Genomic DNA, 17,810 nt, shown 5'->3' on the forward strand with positions numbered 1-17,810 from the left:
CCTTCCCCGGATGGACGCGCGCACCGCGGCAGGCTAGCAATCCATCCCATCTCTCCGGAAGACATGGGATGTCGACACCGCGGTGGTCAGGCCGCCGAACCGGCACATTGGGCTTATCACGGGAACTTCTCCTCAGACCATGGACACCCAGCTCGACGTGAACTATAAATCCATCCCATGTCCGCCGCTGGTTTTTACCCGACGGACACACCGTTCACACGAGGGAGCAGCGGACGATGACCGAGCTGATCACCGCCGTCGACGCGGTCGACGTGCGGTTCCCCACCTCGCGGGACCTCGACGGCTCCGACGCGATGAACCCCGAGCCCGACTACTCGGCCGCCTACGTGACGATCCGCACGAGCGACGACGCGGAGGGCCACGGGCTCGCGTTCACCGTGGGGCGCGGCAACGACGTCGAGGTGGCCGCCGTGCGCGCCCTCGCCCCGCTGGTGACCGGCCTGTCCGTGGACGAGGTCCTGGGCGACCTCGGCGCCTTCTCGCGGCGGCTGACCGGCGACAGCCAGCTGCGCTGGCTCGGTCCGGAGAAGGGCGCGATCCACATGGCCGCCGCCGCGATCGTCAACGCGGTGTGGGACCTCTACGGGCGCAGGCGGGGCGAGCCCGTGTGGCGGCTGCTCTCGGAGCTGTCGCCCGAGCAGCTCGTCGACCTGGTGGACTTCCGCTACCTGGAGGACGCCCTCACCCGCGACGAGGCGCTGGACATCCTGCGCCGCGCCGAGCCGGGGCGCGCCGAGCGCACCGAACACCTGCTGCGCCACGGTTATCCCGCCTACACCACCACCCCCGGCTGGCTCGGCTACGACGACGAGAAGCTCGTGCGGCTGTCCAGGGAGGCCGTCGCCGACGGGTTCACCCAGATCAAGCTGAAGGTCGGCGCCGACCCCGCGGACGACGAGCGCAGGCTGCGGCTGGCCCGCGAGGCGGTGGGGCCGGACATCCGGATCGCCGTCGACGCCAACCAGGCGTGGGGCGTGCGGCAGGCGATCGAGCGGATGTCCGCGCTGGCGCGGTACGACCCGTACTGGATCGAGGAGCCCACCTCGCCGGACGACATCCTCGGCCACGCCGCCATCCGGCGCGCGCTCTCGCCGATGAAGGTCGCCACCGGCGAGCACACCCACAACCAGGTCATGTTCAAGCAGCTGCTCCAGGCGGAGGCGATCGACGTCCTGCAGCTCGACGCCAGCCGCACCGCGGGCGTCACCGAGAACGTCGCGATCCTGTTGCTGGCGGCCAAGTTCGGCGTCCCGGTCTGCCCCCACGCGGGCGGGGTGGGGCTGTGCGAGATGGTCCAGCACCTCGCGATGTTCGACTACGTCGCCGTCAGCGGCACCACCGAGGACCGGGTCGTCGAGTACGTCGACCACCTGCACGAGCACTTCACCGACCCGGTGCGGATCCGCGACGGCCACTACCTCGCGCCCACGGCGCCCGGCATCAGCGCCGAGCTGCGCCCCGACTCCATCGCCGCCCACCGCTTCCCCGACGGACCCGTCTGGAACAGGCAGGCCACCGCGTGAGCACACCCGTAAGGAGATCGCCGTGAAGACCAGGACCCTCGTCGGCTTCGGCACGGTCGTCGCCCTCGCCGCGGCGCTCGGCGGCTGCGGCTCCACCTCCGGCTCGGGGGCGGCCGGCGGCGCGCCGGTGGTCGGCGTCGACTACCCGCGCTCCGACACCGACTTCTGGAACTCCTACATCAAGTACACGCCGGAGTTCGCGAAGGAGCTCGGCCTCGACCTGAAGACCACGAACTCGCAGAACGACGTCGCCAAGCTCACCGCGAACGCCCAGACGTTCATCAGCCAGGGCGTCAAGGGCGTCGCGATGGCCCCGCAGGACACCGCGGCGATCGCGCCGACCCTGGACCAGTTGGCGGCCAAGAAGATCCCGGTGGTCACGGTGGACACCCGGCCCGACAGCGGGACCGTCTTCATGGTGGTGCGGGCGGACAACCGGGCGTACGGCGAGAAGGCCTGCCGGTTCCTCGGCGCGAAGCTCGCGGGCAAGGGCGCGGTCGTGATGCTCCAGGGCGACCTCGCCTCGATCAACGGCCGCGACCGCACCGAGGCGTTCAACGAGTGCATGAAGTCCAACTACCCCGGCATCACCGTCTACGGGGAGGCGACGAACTGGGACGGGGCCGTCGCCGCGCAGAAGCTCCAGACCGACCTGACCGCCCACCCGGAGATCAAGGGCGTCTACATGCAGTCCAGCTTCGCCCTCGCCGGAACCCTCCAGGTGCTCAAGCAGAAGGACCTGCTGGTCGGACCGCAGGACCCGAAGCACGTGTTCGTCGTGTCCAACGACGGCATCCCCGAGGAGCTGAAGAACATCGCCGACGGCCACGTCGACGCCACCGTCTCCCAGCCCGCCGACCTCTACGCCAAGTACGCCCTCCAGTACCTCAAGGCGGCGATCGACGGGAAGACGTTCAGCCCCGGCAAGACCGACCACGACAGCACGATCGTCCAGGTCCGCGACGGCCTGCTCGAAGACCAGCTCTCGGCCCCGCTGGTCACCTCGGACGGCGGCACCTACGACGGCGTCGCCAGCGTCAAGAACGACGACAAGTCCCTGTGGGGCAACAAGCTCTAGCGGTCGGGAGGCCAGCGGCATGGTTGCGGACCCGCCCGTCGTCGAGGCGACGGGGGTGACGAAGCGGTTCGGGTCGACGGTGGCCCTGCACGAAGCCGCAATCAGGATCGACCGCGGGCGGACCCACGCGCTGGTGGGGCGCAACGGGGCGGGCAAGTCGACGCTGGTGTCCATCCTCACCGGACTCCAGGCGGCGGACGCAGGCGAGATCACCTTCGGCGGCGAGCCCGCTCCCCGCCTGGCCGACCGGGACGCGTGGCGGCGGCGGGTGGCGTGCGTCTACCAGAAGTCCACGATCATCCCCGAGCTGACGGTCGCCGAGAACCTGTTCCTCAACCGGCACGACCGGGGCCGGGGCGGGCTGATCAGCTGGCGGACGCTCCGCCGCAAGGCGCGGGACCTGCTGGACACCTGGGCGGTCGACGTGGACGTGCGCGTCCTCGCGGGCGACCTCGACGTCGAGCGGCGACAGTTCGTGGAGATCGCCAGGGCGCTGTCCTTCGGGGCGCGCTTCATCATCCTGGACGAGCCGACCGCCCAGCTCGACGGCGCCGCCATCGCCCGGCTGTTCACCCGGATCGAGGACCTCCAGCGGCAGGGCGTCACGTTCCTGTTCATCAGCCACCACCTCCAGGAGGTCTACGAGATCTGCGACACCGTCACGGTGTTCCGCGACGCCCGGCACGTGCTGACCGCCGCGGTCGACGAGCTGCCGCGCGCGGAGCTGATCGCGGCCATGACGGGCGAGGCGGCGGCCGAGGTCGGCGTGACGCGGCGCGGTCCGGCGGCGGACGCCCCGACCGTGCTGGAGGTGTCCGGCGCGTCGCTGGCGGGCTCGTACGACGACGTGTCGTTCCAGGTCCGCGCGGGTGAGGTCGTCGGGCTCGCGGGCGCGGCGAACAGCGGCCGCGTCGAGGTCGCGGAGACCGTGGCGGGCCTGCGCGCCGCCACCGGCGGCACGGTCGAGGTCGGCGGCTCCCGGCCCCGGCCGGGCAGCGTGCCGGACGCGCTGCGGGCGGGCGTCGGCTTCGTGCCGCAGGACCGGCACCAGCAGGGCTACGTGGCTCGGCTGTCCATCGCGGACAACGGGACGCTGACCATCCCGGACCGGCTCGGCCGGGCGGGGTTCATCGACGGCCGCCGCCGCGACGCGTTCGCCCGGTCCATGATCGAGAAGCTCGCGATCAAGACGCCGGGGCCGGACCTGCCGGTGTCCGGGCTGTCCGGCGGCAACCAGCAGAAGGTCGTGATGGCCCGCGCGCTGGCGAACGACCCCCGGCTGCTGGTGCTGATCAACCCGACCGCGGGCGTCGACGTGCGGTCCAAGGAATTCCTCCTCGGCAAGGTCGAGGAGGTCGCCGAGTCCGGCTCCGGGGTGCTCGTCGCCTCCGACGAGCTCGACGACCTGCGCCTGTGCGACCGGGTCCTCGTGGTGTTCCAGGGCCGCGTGGTCGCCGAGATCCCCCGCGGCTGGCACGACCACCAGCTCGTGGCCGCCATGGAAGGAGTCGACCTCGATGGTTGAGACCAGGACCGCGCCCGCCACGGGCAGCCCGAGCGCCACAGGGAGCGGCAGGCGGCTCGCCGTCGCCCGGCTGCGCGACCTGGCGCTCATCCCCGCGATCATCGTGATCGCGGTCGTCGGCCAGCTGGTCAGCCCGGTCTTCCTGCGCGGCGACAACCTGCTCAACGTCCTCCAGACCATGTCCGAGATCGCGATCCTGGTCCTGGCGCAGACGCTCGTGCTGGTCGTGAAGAAGATGGACCTCTCGCTGGAGTCCACCGTCGGCCTCGCGCCCGGCGTCGCGGCCTGGCTCACCGTGCCCGTCGGCGCGGGCCACGGGCTCGGCCTGCTGCCGGGCGGCTGGTCGGTGCCGGTCACGCTGGCGGTCGGCGTGCTCGTCGGGGTGGTGAACGCGCTGTTCATCATCCGCTTCGGCCTCAACGGCTTCATCGTCACGCTCGGGATGCTGATCGTGCTCCGCGGCGTCCTGACCGGGATCTCCGGCGGCCAGACGTTCTTCCGGCTGCCGGAGTCGATGCTCTACCTCGGCACCACGCAGTGGCTCGGCGTGCCCGCGTCGGTGTGGGTGTGCCTGCTCCTGTTCGCCGCGGGGATCGTGGTGCTCGGGTTCACCAGCTTCGGCCGGTCCCTGTACGCGATCGGCGGCAACGTGGACGCGGCGAAGGCGGCGGGCATCCGCACCGACCGGGTGCTGTGGATCGTGATCGTCACCGCGAGCCTGCTCGCCGCCCTCGCCGGTCTGCTGCTCTCCGGACGGCTGGCGTCGGTGGCCTCCGCGCAGGGCGACGGCTACATCTTCACCGTGTTCGCCGCGGCCGTCATCGGCGGCATCAGCCTGAACGGCGGCAAGGGCACCGTGTTCGGCGCCTTCACCGGCATCCTCCTGCTGTACCTGATCCAGAACGTGCTCACCCTCGCCGGCGTCCCCGCCCAGTGGATCGGCGCGCTCAACGGGGCGATCATCCTGATCGCGCTGGCGCTGTCCCGCGTCACCGGGGGCAAGGTCCAGGACTAGCGCTTGGTCTCGTACCTGGTCAGGACCACACCGCCGGAGAACGTCCGCGTCTCCACCAGGCGCAGGTCCACCCGGCCGTCCAGCGCGGCGAAGAACGGCGTGCCCGCTCCGCCCAGCACCGGGTGGGTGACCAGCTGGTACTCGTCGACCAGTCCGGCCCGCACGGCCGCCTTGGCGAGCGTCGCGCCGCTGACGGCCATCGGACCGCCGTCCTCGGCCTTGAGCCGGGTGATCTCGGCGATCGCGTCGCCGGTGACCAGTCGGGTGTTCCAGTCGACCTCGCGGACCGTCGAGGAGAACACCACCTTCGGCGTGTCCCGCCAGTTCCGCGCGTACTCGACCTGCGCGGGCGTGGCGTCCGGGTGCTGGTCGGCGGTCGGCCAGTGGGAGCTCATCCCCTCCCACACCCCGCGCCCGTACAGCGACAGCTCGACCTCCAGCTCCCGGTCGAGCCACCACTGGAACAGCTCGTCGCTCGGCACGCCCCAGCCGAGGTCGTCGTTCACGCCCGTCGCTCCCGGCGTGGCCGTGTAGCCGTCCAGGGTCAGGTTCATGCCGTAGGTCAGTTTCCGCATGGCGCCAGCCTTCCGTGATCCGGTCCTCCGTGGGCAGACCGGCACGCCGGGGGAAACTCATCGGCGCGCGTCGAACGGCGTTTGCGGTTCCCGTCGGCGGGGCAACCCGGCTGTGTTCCGAGTAGCGAGGAGAGGCGCGTTGGCCCCATCACCGGTGCACGACGACCTGCTCGCCGACCGCTACGAACTGGCCGAGGTGATCGGGATCGGCGGCATGGCCGAGGTCTACCGCGCCTGGGACACCCGGTTGCGGCGGTCCGTGGCGGTCAAGCTGTTCACCGGCAGCCGCGACCTCGACAACACCCGCCGGTTCGACAACGAGGTCCGCGTCCTGGCCGGTCTGGCGCATCCTGGTCTGGTGTCCGTGTACGACGCGGGCACGACCGGGACCACGCCGTTCGTCGTGCTGCGGCTGGTCGACGGGTGCACGTTGCGCACCCGCATGGCCGACGGTCCGATGCCGGTCGACGAGGTCCGCTTGCTGGGGGCCGCGGTCGCCGAGGCGCTGGCCCACGTGCACGACCAGGGCGTGGTGCACCGCGACGTGAAACCGTCCAACATCCTGCTGGACGACGCGGGCGCCCCCTACCTCGCGGACTTCGGGCTGGCCCACTCGATCGGGAGCACCCGGCTCACCCGCACGGGCCTGATCGTCGGCACGGCCGCCTACCTCGCGCCGGAGCAGGTGCGCGGGGCCGAGGTCCACCCCGCCGCCGACGTGTACGCGCTGGGGCTGGTCCTGCTGGAGTGCCTGACCGGCCGGTGCGAGTACACCGGCAGCGACGTCGAGGCGATCGTGTCCCGGCTGCACCGGTCGCCGGTGGTCCCGACCGACCTGCCCGCCGACCTGGCGCGACTGCTGACGCTGATGACGGCGCAGTCGCCCGAGAAACGCCCCACCGCTCGCCTGTGCGCGGACGTGCTGCGCACCGGACACCCGACCGTGCCGGTCGCCAGGCCGCTGCGCGGGTCGCCGCCCCGCCGGACCGCGCTCGTGGCCGCCGCGGCGGGACTGCTGGGGGCCATCGGCGTCAGCTGGGCGCTCACGTCGGGCGCCGCGCCGACCTTGACCGACTCCCCCGCCGTCGCGACCCCGGCCGCCGCGACGTCCGCGGCGGCGACCCCGGCGGCGGCGACGTCGTCCGCCGTCGAGACGACCACACAGTCGTCGGAGACCGCGGCGCAGCTCGCGGTCCTGCCCGACACGGGTTCCGCCGTGGTGGAGCAGGCCGCCGGTGCGGCGCCCGCCCAAGCCCAGGAGCCCGCGGGCCCCGGAGCAGGCTCACCTCCGCCGCCCGCGGAGGACCACCAGCACGGGCCCGGCAAGGAGGACCACCCCGGTCCCCCCGGCCAGGTCAAGAAGGGCAAGCCCTGAGCTCAGGCGCGGCGCGGCCGGGGAAGGATCCGGCCGGCGCGGGAAGCCTTGCGCAGCAGGATGGTCGTCGGCACCAGGCAGACCAGCAGGGCCACCAGGCTGGCCTCCGGGCCGAACGTGCCGCCGGTCAGCACCGACGGACCGGACAGGGTGGTCCGGAACAGGCCGTTGGGCACGTCGTTCGAGCCGGAGACCGCGATCCCGAACACCCCGGCGTGGGTGAAGTTCCAGGCGAAGTGCAGGCCGATCGGGAACCACAGCGACCGGGTCGCGGTGTAGGCCGACGCCAGCATGGCACCGCCGGTGAGGCCGATCGCCAGCGCGCCCCACAGCGTGGCGTTGACGTTGACGAGGTGCGTCGCGCCGAACAGGAGCGACGAGACGACCAGGGCGATCACGGTCCCGGCCCGTTCCTCCAGGATGCGGAACAGCACCCCGCGGAACAGCAGCTCCTCCATGACCGCGACGCTCGACATCATCCCGATCAGGCCGAGGAAACCGGGGAACGAGTTCCAGGACAGGTCGTCGATCCCGCCGAACACCAGCACCACCAGGACCACGGCGCAGAACAGCGCGAACCCGAGCAGCGTTCCCCTGCCCAGCCCCGACCACCGGTCCTCGACCGCCAGCTCGGGCAGGCTGTCCCGCACCTCGACGAACCGGCTCGACCGCTGGTAGACGAGCACGCCGACCGCGGCCAGCCCGAGCCCGATCGGCAGTGCCAGCAGGGGAAGCGGCGCGACGAGGGTGTCGATCCCGACGACCGCCAGCATCACCGCGAACAGCGACACGAACAGCACCGGGAACCGGAACCGGCGCAGCTTGCGCCTGCCCTCGGACAACTCGACGGGTGAGCGGCTGTCGTCCGGGAAAACACTGGGTTCCATGACTCCGACTTCCTCGACTGCTGGCGGGGACCGACTACGCCCGACCAAGGCTAGGGAGGAGCCCGGTTCCGGAAATCCCACTGGAGCGGACACTTGCGGTAGCTCGCACGGGTGACGGACCCGGACTCGCCCAACCGGAAACCGCTTCCCACCAGGCGACCACCGCCCAACGAGACGGCCCGGTGTTCCTGTGTGACGCCCGTCGCTAGACTCGCCCGGTGTTCGCCCCGGCTTCCCTCCGCGCGGCAGCGGCTCGGTGGCCCGACCTGCCGACACCGGTCAAGGACGCGGCCCTGGCGACGCTCGTCCTGGTGCTGGCGTGCACCCCCACGGTGTCGCACATCGGCCCGGAGATCGGCGACCTCCCCGGTGAGCACGCGGGCCCGCTCGCCGCGGTCGTCTCGCTGGTGCTGACGCTGGCGATGTGCCTCCCGCTGGCGGTGCGGAGCCGTCGGCCCGACGTGTGCGTCCTGGTGATCGGCGGGGCGTTCGCGGTCGGCCAGGCGCTGGGCTACCCGGACACGTTCGCCAAGGTGGGCTTCCTGCTGTCGCTGTACGCCGCAGGCGCGCACCTGCCCCCGCGGCGGTGGGGCGTGCCGTCGGCGATGACCGCGGGGTACGTCGTGCTCGCGGTCGTGCTGCACGAACTCGGGTCACCGCAGGGGTTTCCGGACTTCCTCGCCTTCGGCCTGATCATGGCGGTGATCTGGTCGTGCGGGACGGCCGTGCGCCGGTGGCGCGCGGCGGACGCCGAGCGCGAGCGGATGGCCGCCGAGCTGGCCAGGTCCGCCGAGCGCGCCCGGATCGCCCGCGACCTGCACGACGTGGTGACGCACCACGTGACCGCGATGGTGGTCCAGGCCGACGCGGGCCAGTTCCTCCTCGACACCGCGCCGGACCGGGCCAGGGACGGGATGTCCGCCATCAGCGACACCGGCCGCCGCGCCCTCACCGAGTTGCGGACCCTGCTGGGGATGCTGGAGGCGACCGGCGACCGGCCCACGAGCGAGGGGACGGTGGAGGACCTGGTCGAGCGGGCCCGGAAGGCGGGCCAACCCGTGGAGTGGAACGAACTGGGCGAGCGGCGGGCCGAGTCCGCGGCCGTCGAACTGACGGCGTACCGCGTGGTGCAGGAGTCGCTCACCAACGCGCTGAAGCACGCGACCGGCCGACCGACAACCGTCCTGGTCCGGCACGGCGACGAGCACGTCGAGGTCGAGGTGACCACCGCCGGGCCGGTTTCGGACGCCACCCCGCCGGTGACGCCCTCGGGTGGTCGGGGGCTGGACGGGCTGCGGGACCGGGTGCGGAAGCTCGACGGCGACCTCGTGGTCGGCGCGGGACCGGACGGCGGCTTCCGCGTCCAGGCCCGGATCCCCTCGGGAGGAGCCCCGTGACCGGCCCGATCCGGGTGCTGATCTGCGAGGACCAGGAGCTGGTGCGCACCGGGTACGTCACGATCTTCTCCGCGCAGCCCGACATCGCGGTCGTGGGCGAGGCGGCGAACGGCCGGGAGGCGGTCGAGTTGGCTCGACGTTCCCGCCCCGACGTGGTCGTGATGGACATCCGGATGCCCGTCCTCGACGGCATCGAGGCCACGAGGCTGCTCGCCGGTCCCGGCGTCCAGACCCCGGCGAAGATCCTGATCGTCACCACCTTCAACGTCGACGAGTACGTGTACGAGGCGCTGCGCGCGGGCGCCAGCGGCTTCCTCCTCAAGGACTCGCCCCCGGCACAACTGGTCGACGGCGTCCGCACGATCGCCCGCGGCGAGTCCCTCCTGGCCCCCGCCGTCACCCGAACCCTCATCGGCCACCACGCCGAACGCCTGCGCCCCGCGGACGCCTGTCACTCGGCCCGCGACCTGGTCGTGCAGGCCTTGACCGACCGCGAGCTGGAAGTCCTCGAACACCTGGCCGCGGGCCTGTCCAACGCCGAGATAGCAGGCGAACTGGTCTTGTCCTCGGAGACGGTGAAGACGTACGTGTCCCGCATCCTCACCAAGCTCGACCTGCGGGACCGCGTGCAGGCGGTGGTGCTCGCCTACCGAACGGGCCTGATCTCCACCACGGCCTGACACCACCCGTTCAGGGGTAATGGTGGTACCTCCCTCGCCCCTGGCACCCGGCCTACTGTGGGGTTCATGGGCCACCCCGATCCGCGCGCCGAGGTCCGCGAGTTCCTCAGCTCGCGGCGGGCGCGCGTCACCCCGGAGCAGGCGGGACTGCCCGCCTACGGCGGCAAGCGGCGGGTGAAGGGCCTGCGTCGCGAAGAGGTGGCGCTGCTCGCCGGGGTGTCCGTCGACTACTACGTGCGCATGGAACGCGGTCACCTGGCCGGGGCTTCGGAGGGCGTGCTGGACGCCGTGGGCCGGGCGCTGCGGTTGGACGAGGCCGAGCGAGAGCACCTGTTCGCGCTCGCCCGCGCCGCGGGTCCCGGACCTCGCCGCCGCTCGACCCCGCCCACGGCGGTGCGGCCGGTCGTCCAGCAGGTGCTCGACGCGATCACCGACGCCCCGGCCTGGGTGCGCAACGGTCGCCACGACCTCGTGGCCGTGAACCAGCTCGGCAGCGCCCTCTACTCCCCCGTCCTCGCCGACCCCGTCCGGCCCGCCAACACGACCCGGTTCCTCTACCTCGACCCGGCCGCGAAGGAGTTCTTCGTGGACTGGGACCGCGTCGCCGACGACGCCGCCGCGATGCTCCGCCTCGAAGCGGGCTGTGCCTCGCACGACCGCAGGCTGATCGAACTCGTCGGCGAGCTGTCCACCCGGAGCGAGGTCTTCCGCACCCGCTGGGCCTCGCACGACGTGCGGTACCACCGCAGCGGCCGGAAGCGGCTGAACCACCCGGTCGTCGGACGGCTCGACCTGGACTTCGAGTCGATGGAACTGCCCTCCGAGCCCGGCCTGACCCTCAACGTCTACACCGCGGCCCCCGGCACCCCGACCGCCGACGGCCTCAAGGTGCTCGCGAGCTGGGCGGCCACCCGCGACCTCGCGCAGAACCCCTGACCACGTCGTCGGCACCGCCGTTGCCCGAGTGGCGGGCCGACGACCATCCCCGTCTTCCGAGGAGGACCCGCTCGTGCGAGCAACCCTGATGTACGCGGCAGGCGACGTGCGCGTCGAGGACGTCGCCGACCCGACGATCCACCAGCCGACCGACGCCGTCGTGCGCGTCCTGCTGTCGTGCGTCTGCGGCAGCGACCTCTGGCCCTACAAGTCGTTGCCGCCCACCGACACGCCCCGCCACATGGGGCACGAGTTCCTCGGCGTGGTCGAGGAGACCGGGTCCGAGGTGCGCACCCTGAAGGCGGGCGACGTGGTGGTCGCGCCGTTCACCTACTCCGACAACACTTGCGAGTACTGCCTCGAAGGCTTGCAGACGTCCTGCGTCCACGGTGGACAGTGGGGGGTGAGGGGTGTCGACGGCGGCCAAGGCCAAGCCGCGCGCGTCCCGTACGCCGACGGAACGCTGGTCAAGCTCCCGGTCGGCGAGGAGTCCGCGCTGCTGCCGGACCTGCTCACCCTCTCCGACGTGCTGTGCACCGGCTACCACGCGGCCCGCACCGCGGGCGTCGGGAAGGGCGACAGCGTCACCGTCATCGGCGACGGCGCGGTGGGGTTGAGCGCCGTGATCTCCGCCCGGTTGCTGGGCGCCGAGCGGATCGTCCTCATGGGACGGCACCGGACCCGCACCGACCTCGGTCGTGACTTCGGCGCCACCGACGTCGTGGCCGAGCGGGGCGAGGAGGGCGTCGCCCGCGTGCGGGAGCTGACCGGCGGGCAGGGAACGCATCGGGTCCTCGAATGCGTCGGCCTGAAGGAGTCCGTCGTGCAGGGCTTCGGCGTCGTCCGCGACGGCGGCACGATCAGCCGGGTCGGCGCTCCCCAGTTCACCGACGTCCCCTTCGGGTTCCGCGACTTCCTGCGCAACATCACCCTCACCGGCGGTGTCGCGCCGGCGCGCGCCTACATCGAGGAGCTGATGCCGCACGTCCTCGACGGCTCGATCCGCCCCGGCCGCGTCTTCGACCGCACCGTCGGACTGGAGGACGTCGCCGACGGCTACCGGGCGATGAACGACCGCGAGGCCCTCAAGGTCCTCATCCGCCCCTGACCACCCGCACCACGACCGTCCACGAAGGAGAAACCGAACGATGAAGCACATCTCGTTGCGCGACCTGGACGTGGCCTGTGTCGGCCTGGGCGCGATGGGCATGTCCCACGGCTACACCGGGGCGGGCAGCGACGACGCCGAGTCCATCCGCACCATCCACCGCGCGCTGGACCTCGGTGTCACGCTCGTCGACACCGCCGAGGTCTACGGCCCGTACACCAACGAGGAGCTCGTCGGACGCGCGTTGAAGGGCCGTCGGGACGAGGTCGTGCTGGCGACCAAGTTCGGCCTGATCTCGCACACCGGCCGGGACGGGGGCGCGGACAGCGGCCCGGCCAACATCCGGATCGCCGTCGAGGGCTCCCTCACCCGCCTGGGCACCGACCGCATCGACCTCTACTACCAGCACCGCGTCGACCCCGGCACGCCGATCGAGGACACCGTCGGCGCGCTGGCCGAGCTGGTCGCGGAGGGCAAGATCCGGCACATCGGCCTGTCCGAGGCCGGCCCCGACACCATCCGCCGCGCCGACGCCGTCCACCCGATCACCGCCGTGCAGTCGGAGTACTCGCTGTTCACCCGCGACCCGGAGGCCCGCGTGCTGCCGGTGCTGCGCGAGCTGCGCATCGGTTTCGTGCCGTTCTCCCCGCTGGGCCGCGGTGTGCTGACCGGCACGGTCCGCTCCACCGACCAGTTCGCCGCGAACGACTTCCGCGCCGACAACCCCCGGTTCACCGAGGAGAACTTCCGGCACAACCTCCGGTTGGCCGACGAGGTCGCCGCCATCGCGGCGCGGATCGACGCCACCCCGGCCCAGGTCGCCCTGGCCTGGTTGCTGGCCCAGGGCGACGACATCGCCCCCATCCCCGGCACCAAGCGCGTGGCGCGTGTCGAGGAGAACACCGCCGCCGACGCCATCACCCTCACCGAGGACCACCTCACCACCCTCACGGCCCTCCCCCCGGCCGCCGGGAACACCCACAACGAGGCCCAATCGCGCCTGCTGGAACGCTGACCCGTGCGAGCACGGCGGTCGTGAAGATCACGACTTCCCAGGGGGAACCACGTTCGGCTCAAGGGCGGTCATCGCCTCGCTGCTCCTCGCCGCGGCGGCCCTGACGACGGGCGTGCCCGCGACCGCGGAGCGTCCCGACCCCAGGCGTGGCCCGCGCCGACGACGACCGTCGGTGCGGGCGGCCGGTCAGTGCAGGGAGAGCCCGCCGTCGACCGTCACGACCTGGCCGGTGAGCCAGGGCGCGGCGGCGACGCGCAGCAGCCAGTCCGCGATCTCGGAGACCTCGCCGAGCCTGCCCAACGGCGTCCGCGACAGCTCGTGGTCGAGCATCGCGTCGACGACCTCGTCCGCGACCCCGTTGGCGGACAGGAGGCCGGTGCGGAGCGCGCCGGGGGCCAGGGCGTTGACCCGGACGTGGTCGGGCGCCAGTTCCAGCGCCCAGCTGCGGGTGAGCTGCTCGATGGCGCCCTTGGTCGCCGCGTAGTGCGCGGCTCCGGCCAGGGGGCGGTGGCCGTACGTGCTGGAGACGTTGACGATCGCCCCGCGCGTCTCGCGCAGGTGGGGCAGCGCCGCGGCGGCGAGCGCGCTGGGCGCGGTCACGTTGACGGCGAACAGGGCGTCGACGGCCTCGGCGGTCGTGTCCTCCAACGACATCGGCCTGATCGCGCCCGCGTTGTTCACCAGCACGTCGATCTTCCCCCAGCGCTCGACCGCCGCGGCGACCACCCGCGCGGGCGCGCCCGCCGTGACCAGGTCGGCCGTCTCCACGGCGATGCGCGGATCCCCGGCCGCGGTCTCGTCGAGGGCGTCCCGCCGCCGCCCGACGCCGAGGACGTCCGCCCCGGCCCGCGCGAACGCGAGCGCGGCCGCTCGACCGATCCCGGACCCCGCGCCGGTCACGACCACCACTCGGCCCTCGAAAGATGCTGATGCGTCCATGTCCTCGTCTTCCACTCGCTCGACCAACCCGTCGACACCACTGTGCGAGCGCCGGAATGCGCGTGGGGAGCCACCGGTTGTCCTGGTGGTGGGAGCACCAGGGTCGGCGGGACGCCGTCGGGAGTTGCGGGAGTTCCTGGTCGAGCGACGGGCGGCGGTGACGCCCGCGCAGGTCGGGCTGCCGGACGGGGGTCCTCGCCGTCGGACGGCCGGGTTGCGGCGCGAGGAGGTCGCGGTGCTGGCCGGGGTCGGCCCGTCCTGGTACCAGTGGCTCGAACAGGGGCGGACCATCACCGTGTCGCCGCAGGTGCTCGACGCGATCGCGAGGGTCCTCCGGCTCGACGACGCCGAACGGCGGCACCTGTACGTGCTCGCGGACCTCAACCCGCCGCAACCCGGTTCCCCCTCGGACCCCGCCCTGCGCGCGGGCCTGCAACGGCTCGTCGATGCCTGGTCGCCGTCACCGGCGGTCATCATGGACGCCTATTGGAACGTGGTCGGGCACAACGAGCCCGCCCGGCTGGTGTTCGGCCCCGAGGGCGTGGACGTCAACTGCCTGAGGATGTACTTCACCGACCCGCTCTACCGGACCCGCGGGGACGGGTGGCGGCGGAACGCCGAGGACCTCGTGGCGCAGTTCCGGGCCGCGACGGCGGAACGGCCGCACGACGACGGCTACCGCGCCGTGGTCGAGGACATCGCGACGGCGAGCCCCGAGTTCGCCGAGCTCTGGTCCCGCACCAGGGTGATGGCGGGCGGCCAGATCGCCAACCGGCTCGACCACCCGGTGGTCGGCACGTTGGAGTTCGAGACGACCCGACTGCGGGTGCCCGGCAGGCACGACGTGACCATCAGCCTGCTCAACCCCGTCGCGGGCACCGACACCGCCGCCAGGCTCGACCGCCTGCTCCGCGAGCGGCGGAACGACCCATAAGCCGCTCCTATCGGTGGAACACCGTGGAACGGGTGTGTCACGCCACCTCGGTGATCACTCGATCTCCGGAAGGCGGATGGATGCTCGGCACGGACACGGCGCCCCACCTGGTCGCGGTCACGAGGGGTGGCGGGCTGCTGCACGCCGCGGGCTCGTGGGCGGACTTCGACCCCGTCAAGGCGGGTGATCGGGGGCCGCTCACCGCGACCTGCGCCGCTGTCGTCGACGGGGACCTGCACACCGCGGCCGTGACGCGCTCGGGCGGCCTCGTGCACGCCGTGCGGCGCGCGAGCGGTGTGTGGGTCCGCTTCGGCGACGTGAAGTCCCACGCGGGCAATCCGGGGCACGTCGCCGACGTGGCCGCGACCGCCGTCGACGGCACCCTGCGGCTGCTGGTGCGGACCGCCACCGGCGGGCTGTTCCTCACCCGGCGGCGGGCCGACGGGTCGTGGACGCCGTTCGACTACCTGAAGGGCCTCACCGGCGACCCCGGTTTCGTCACCGACCTGGCGGTCACGACCGTGGGCCGCGACCTGCACGTGCTGGCCACCACCAACCGCGGAAGGCTGCACCACGCGATCCGGTGGGCCGACGGCACCTGGCGGGCGTTCCACGACGTGGCCGCGCAGCGCGGCCGCATCGCCGCGGCGGGGGTCGCGGGCGCGCTGCACGTCCTGGCCCACACCGTCGACCGGGTGCGCCACCTGGTCCACCGCGCCGACCGCGGCTGGGAACGCGCCGACGACCTGGCGAGCGCTCCCCGCCACGTCACCGACCTGGCCGCCGCCGGGGTGGGCGGTGAGCTGCACGTCCTGCTCACCACCGCCACCGGTGGCCTCGACCACGCGGTGCGGGGGTCGGCGGGGACGTGGAGCGGGGCCGGGGAACGGTCGTGCTCGGTGGCGCGGGCGGCGATCACCTGAGCCCGCGGGCCATCCACGAGGACAGCACCGTCAGCGCCTCGTCGGTGGGCGAGCCGGGATCGGCGAGGAACGTGAACAGGGTCTGGTCCGGGTCGCCGGGGAACGCCAGCGCCTCCGTGTGCAGCGTCAGGAGGCCGACGACGGGGTGGTGGAGGACCTTGACGTCGTGCCCCGCCTGGACGACCTTCTGCCCGGCCCACCACCGGCGGAACGGGTCGCTCTTCATCGACAGCTCGCCGACGAGCTCGGCCGTGCGGGTGTCGTCGGGGTAGCGGGCGGCGTCCATCCGCAGCATCCCGACGAACATCGACGCCACCTTCTCCCAGCCCTCCAGGAACAGCGACCGGGCGGTCTCGTCGAGGAACACCCAGCGCGTGGCGTTGCGGTCGCGCGCGGACATCGCCGGGAAGTCGGCGAGCAGGGCACGGGCGATCGGGTTGATGGCGAGGACGTCCGTGCGCCGCCCCAGGACGACGGCCGGGGTGTCCCCGAGGCGGGCGACGAGGGCGCGGATGCCGGGGCGCACCTTCTGGACGGTGCGCGGCGTCGTGCGCGCACGGGTCGAGGGCCCGGCGACGGTGTGCAGGTAGCTGCGCTCGGCCGCGTCCAGCTCCAGGGCGTCGGCGAGGGCGTCCAGCACCGACGACGACGGCGTGATGGGCCTGCCCTGCTCCAGGCGCGTGTAGTAGTCGACGCTCACGCCCGCCAACGCGGCCAACTCCTCACGGCGCAGACCGGGCACTCGGCGCGGAGCCGCGTCGCGCAGGCCCAAGCGGTCCGGGTCGATCCCCGCACGCCGGGTCCGGAGGAAGTCGGCGAGTACCTCGTTGCGCTGCACACCCCCATCCTGACCCGTGACGACGTTCGGCGCGGGGGTGGAGGTGGCCCTCCGCGTCCCAGGAAGCGGAGGGCCGGACAACCCGTCGCCGTGGCCGGCTCCGAGCGGTTGGTTGGAGGCAGCGCGGGACCACGGGTCCCGCCCCGTGGACAGGGAGTCCGGACATGTCTTCCCCTTGGCTCATCACCGGAGCGACCTCCGGCTTCGGCCGTCTCATCGCCGAGCGCGCGCTGGCCGCGGGCCACCACGTGATCGCGGTGGGCCGCCGTCCCGACCAGCTCGCCGAACTCGCCCGCCTCGGCCGGGTCACCGCCGTCGAGCTGGACGTCACCGCGCCGCACGCGCAGGAGGCCCTGACCGCCGCCGTCACCGCGGCGGGCGGCGGCCTGGACGTCGTGGTGAACAACGCCGGTTACGGGCTGTTCGGGTCGGTCGAGCAGATCGACGCCGCCCAGGCCCGCGCGGTCTTCGACACCAACGTGCTCGCGAACCTCACCGTCCTGCGCGCCACCCTGCCCGCGCTGCGGGCGGCCCGCGGCCGGATCGTCCAGGTCTCCTCGCTCAACGGCCAGTTCTCCTGGCCCGCCTCGGGCGTGTACTCGGCGTCCAAGAGCGCCGTGGAGCTGATCAGCGAGGGCCTGGCCCAGGAACTGGCCCCCACCGGCGTCAAGGTCACCATCGTCGAGCCGGGCCTGTTCGCCACCGGGTTCACCCACAACATGCACGTCGTGCCGTCGAACGACGTCTACGCCCAGTCCGTCGGCAAGTCCCTCGACCACTTCGCCTCGCTGCCCGCCCAGGCGTTCGGCGACCCCCGTGTCGTCGCGGAGGTCGTCCTGGCCGTCGTCGCTCTGGAGGACCCGCCGCTGCGCCTGGCGATCGGCGCGGACGCCGTGGACAACATCCGCACGTCGCTGCGTTCCCGACTGGCCGAGCTCGACCGCTGGGAGTCCTTCCCGCTCACCGTGGTCGGCCAGGACGCCTGACCGTCAGCGGAGCCACACGAGGACGCCGTCACCGACCACGTCGGGGACGGCGACA

General features: G+C 72.6%; 17 protein-coding genes. 13 read left to right on the forward strand and 4 right to left on the reverse strand.

From position 1 onward, the window contains the following. Positions 1-236 precede the first annotated feature (236 nt). Genes ACFWW9_RS27295 through ACFWW9_RS27310 form a run of 4 tightly spaced genes read left to right on the forward strand, consistent with a single transcriptional unit; the run spans position 237 to position 5,162 of the window. Positions 237-1,544, forward strand: a complete 1,308-nt coding sequence (locus tag ACFWW9_RS27295) for an enolase C-terminal domain-like protein (protein ID WP_390383705.1) — start codon at positions 237-239, stop codon at positions 1,542-1,544. A gap of 22 nt (positions 1,545-1,566) precedes the next feature. Continuing rightward, a complete protein-coding gene (locus ACFWW9_RS27300) occupies positions 1,567-2,622 on the forward strand; it encodes a sugar ABC transporter substrate-binding protein (protein ID WP_390383707.1) in 1,056 nt (351 codons plus the stop codon). 19 nt (positions 2,623-2,641) lie between these two features. Beyond that, positions 2,642-4,147, forward strand: a complete 1,506-nt coding sequence (locus ACFWW9_RS27305) for a sugar ABC transporter ATP-binding protein (protein ID WP_390383708.1) — start codon at positions 2,642-2,644, stop codon at positions 4,145-4,147. Continuing rightward, a complete protein-coding gene (locus tag ACFWW9_RS27310) occupies positions 4,140-5,162 on the forward strand; it encodes an ABC transporter permease (RefSeq protein WP_390383710.1) in 1,023 nt (340 codons plus the stop codon). The genes ACFWW9_RS27305 and ACFWW9_RS27310 overlap by 8 nt, the downstream gene beginning before the upstream one ends. Here the strand turns inward: ACFWW9_RS27310 and ACFWW9_RS27315 are convergent. Then, positions 5,159-5,737: a dihydrofolate reductase family protein gene (locus tag ACFWW9_RS27315; protein WP_390383712.1), complete on the reverse strand. Its 579-nt coding sequence runs from the start codon at positions 5,735-5,737 to the stop codon at positions 5,159-5,161. The genes ACFWW9_RS27310 and ACFWW9_RS27315 overlap by 4 nt on opposite strands. A gap of 139 nt (positions 5,738-5,876) precedes the next feature. On the opposite strand from ACFWW9_RS27315, the gene ACFWW9_RS27320 reads away from it, so the two are divergent. Further along, positions 5,877-7,112 (forward strand): serine/threonine-protein kinase, encoded by a 1,236-nt coding sequence (locus tag ACFWW9_RS27320; RefSeq protein WP_390383714.1) that lies wholly within the window; start codon positions 5,877-5,879, stop codon positions 7,110-7,112. A 2-nt stretch (positions 7,113-7,114) separates the two neighbouring features. On the opposite strand, the gene ACFWW9_RS27325 is transcribed toward ACFWW9_RS27320, so the two are convergent. Then, positions 7,115-7,999, reverse strand: a complete 885-nt coding sequence (locus ACFWW9_RS27325) for a CPBP family intramembrane glutamic endopeptidase (RefSeq protein WP_390383716.1) — start codon at positions 7,997-7,999, stop codon at positions 7,115-7,117. Positions 8,000-8,217: 218 nt separating this feature from the next. Here ACFWW9_RS27325 and ACFWW9_RS27330 point away from each other — a divergent pair, with 218 nt between their 5' ends. From ACFWW9_RS27330 to ACFWW9_RS27350, 5 genes are all read left to right on the forward strand, one after another. Then, positions 8,218-9,396 (forward strand): sensor histidine kinase, encoded by a 1,179-nt coding sequence (locus ACFWW9_RS27330; protein WP_390383718.1) that lies wholly within the window; start codon positions 8,218-8,220, stop codon positions 9,394-9,396. Further along, positions 9,393-10,076 carry a response regulator gene (locus tag ACFWW9_RS27335; RefSeq protein WP_390383720.1) on the forward strand — a complete coding sequence of 228 codons (684 nt, stop codon included), beginning with the start codon at positions 9,393-9,395 and terminating at the stop codon, positions 10,074-10,076. The genes ACFWW9_RS27330 and ACFWW9_RS27335 overlap by 4 nt, the downstream gene beginning before the upstream one ends. A gap of 66 nt (positions 10,077-10,142) precedes the next feature. Next, positions 10,143-11,012, forward strand: coding sequence for a helix-turn-helix transcriptional regulator (locus tag ACFWW9_RS27340; RefSeq protein WP_390383722.1), 870 nt, complete (start codon positions 10,143-10,145; stop codon positions 11,010-11,012). A 73-nt stretch (positions 11,013-11,085) separates the two neighbouring features. Next, positions 11,086-12,120, forward strand: coding sequence for a zinc-dependent alcohol dehydrogenase family protein (locus ACFWW9_RS27345; protein ID WP_390383724.1), 1,035 nt, complete (start codon positions 11,086-11,088; stop codon positions 12,118-12,120). A 40-nt stretch (positions 12,121-12,160) separates the two neighbouring features. Next, positions 12,161-13,135 carry an aldo/keto reductase gene (locus tag ACFWW9_RS27350; RefSeq protein ID WP_390383726.1) on the forward strand — a complete coding sequence of 325 codons (975 nt, stop codon included), beginning with the start codon at positions 12,161-12,163 and terminating at the stop codon, positions 13,133-13,135. Positions 13,136-13,321: 186 nt separating this feature from the next. Here the strand turns inward: ACFWW9_RS27350 and ACFWW9_RS27355 are convergent, their stop codons facing one another. After that, positions 13,322-14,074 carry an SDR family NAD(P)-dependent oxidoreductase gene (locus tag ACFWW9_RS27355; protein ID WP_390383728.1) on the reverse strand — a complete coding sequence of 251 codons (753 nt, stop codon included), beginning with the start codon at positions 14,072-14,074 and terminating at the stop codon, positions 13,322-13,324. Positions 14,075-14,159: 85 nt separating this feature from the next. Between ACFWW9_RS27355 and ACFWW9_RS27360 the strand changes: the two genes are divergently transcribed. Beyond that, positions 14,160-15,008 (forward strand): helix-turn-helix transcriptional regulator, encoded by an 849-nt coding sequence (locus tag ACFWW9_RS27360; RefSeq protein ID WP_390383730.1) that lies wholly within the window; start codon positions 14,160-14,162, stop codon positions 15,006-15,008. A gap of 80 nt (positions 15,009-15,088) precedes the next feature. Beyond that, positions 15,089-15,931 carry a hypothetical protein gene (locus ACFWW9_RS27365; protein WP_390383732.1) on the forward strand — a complete coding sequence of 281 codons (843 nt, stop codon included), beginning with the start codon at positions 15,089-15,091 and terminating at the stop codon, positions 15,929-15,931. Here the strand turns inward: ACFWW9_RS27365 and ACFWW9_RS27370 are convergent. Continuing rightward, the gene (locus tag ACFWW9_RS27370; protein ID WP_390383734.1) at positions 15,924-16,769 is read right to left on the reverse strand and encodes a helix-turn-helix domain-containing protein; all 846 of its coding nucleotides are present in this window, start codon (positions 16,767-16,769) and stop codon (positions 15,924-15,926) included. The two genes, ACFWW9_RS27365 and ACFWW9_RS27370, sit on opposite strands and share 8 nt — an antisense overlap. A gap of 164 nt (positions 16,770-16,933) precedes the next feature. Between ACFWW9_RS27370 and ACFWW9_RS27375 the strand changes: the two genes are divergently transcribed. After that, complete coding sequence (locus ACFWW9_RS27375; protein WP_390383736.1) at positions 16,934-17,755, forward strand: SDR family oxidoreductase; 822 nt, start codon at positions 16,934-16,936, stop codon at positions 17,753-17,755. Positions 17,756-17,810 lie beyond the last annotated feature (55 nt).

The sequence above is a fragment of the Umezawaea sp. NPDC059074 genome (assembly GCF_042738955.1).
In the GTDB taxonomy this organism is placed as follows: Bacteria; Actinomycetota; Actinomycetes; order Mycobacteriales; family Pseudonocardiaceae; genus Umezawaea.

Excerpts from the sequence above, each read along its gene's own strand:
- ACFWW9_RS27305 (WP_390383708.1), top strand. The coding sequence starts at position 2,642 with ATGGTTGCGGACCCGCCCGTCGTCGAGGCGACGGGGGTGACGAAGCGG.
- ACFWW9_RS27365 (WP_390383732.1), top strand. The coding sequence starts at position 15,089 with ATGCTCGGCACGGACACGGCGCCCCACCTGGTCGCGGTCACGAGGGGT.
- ACFWW9_RS27350 (WP_390383726.1), top strand. The coding sequence starts at position 12,161 with ATGAAGCACATCTCGTTGCGCGACCTGGACGTGGCCTGTGTCGGCCTG.
- ACFWW9_RS27310 (WP_390383710.1), top strand. The coding sequence starts at position 4,140 with ATGGTTGAGACCAGGACCGCGCCCGCCACGGGCAGCCCGAGCGCCACA.
- ACFWW9_RS27340 (WP_390383722.1), top strand. The coding sequence starts at position 10,143 with ATGGGCCACCCCGATCCGCGCGCCGAGGTCCGCGAGTTCCTCAGCTCG.
- ACFWW9_RS27355 (WP_390383728.1), bottom strand. The coding sequence starts at position 14,074 with ATGGACGCATCAGCATCTTTCGAGGGCCGAGTGGTGGTCGTGACCGGC.
- ACFWW9_RS27325 (WP_390383716.1), bottom strand. The coding sequence starts at position 7,999 with ATGGAACCCAGTGTTTTCCCGGACGACAGCCGCTCACCCGTCGAGTTG.
- ACFWW9_RS27375 (WP_390383736.1), top strand. The coding sequence starts at position 16,934 with ATGTCTTCCCCTTGGCTCATCACCGGAGCGACCTCCGGCTTCGGCCGT.
- ACFWW9_RS27295 (WP_390383705.1), top strand. The coding sequence starts at position 237 with ATGACCGAGCTGATCACCGCCGTCGACGCGGTCGACGTGCGGTTCCCC.
- ACFWW9_RS27315 (WP_390383712.1), bottom strand. The coding sequence starts at position 5,737 with ATGCGGAAACTGACCTACGGCATGAACCTGACCCTGGACGGCTACACG.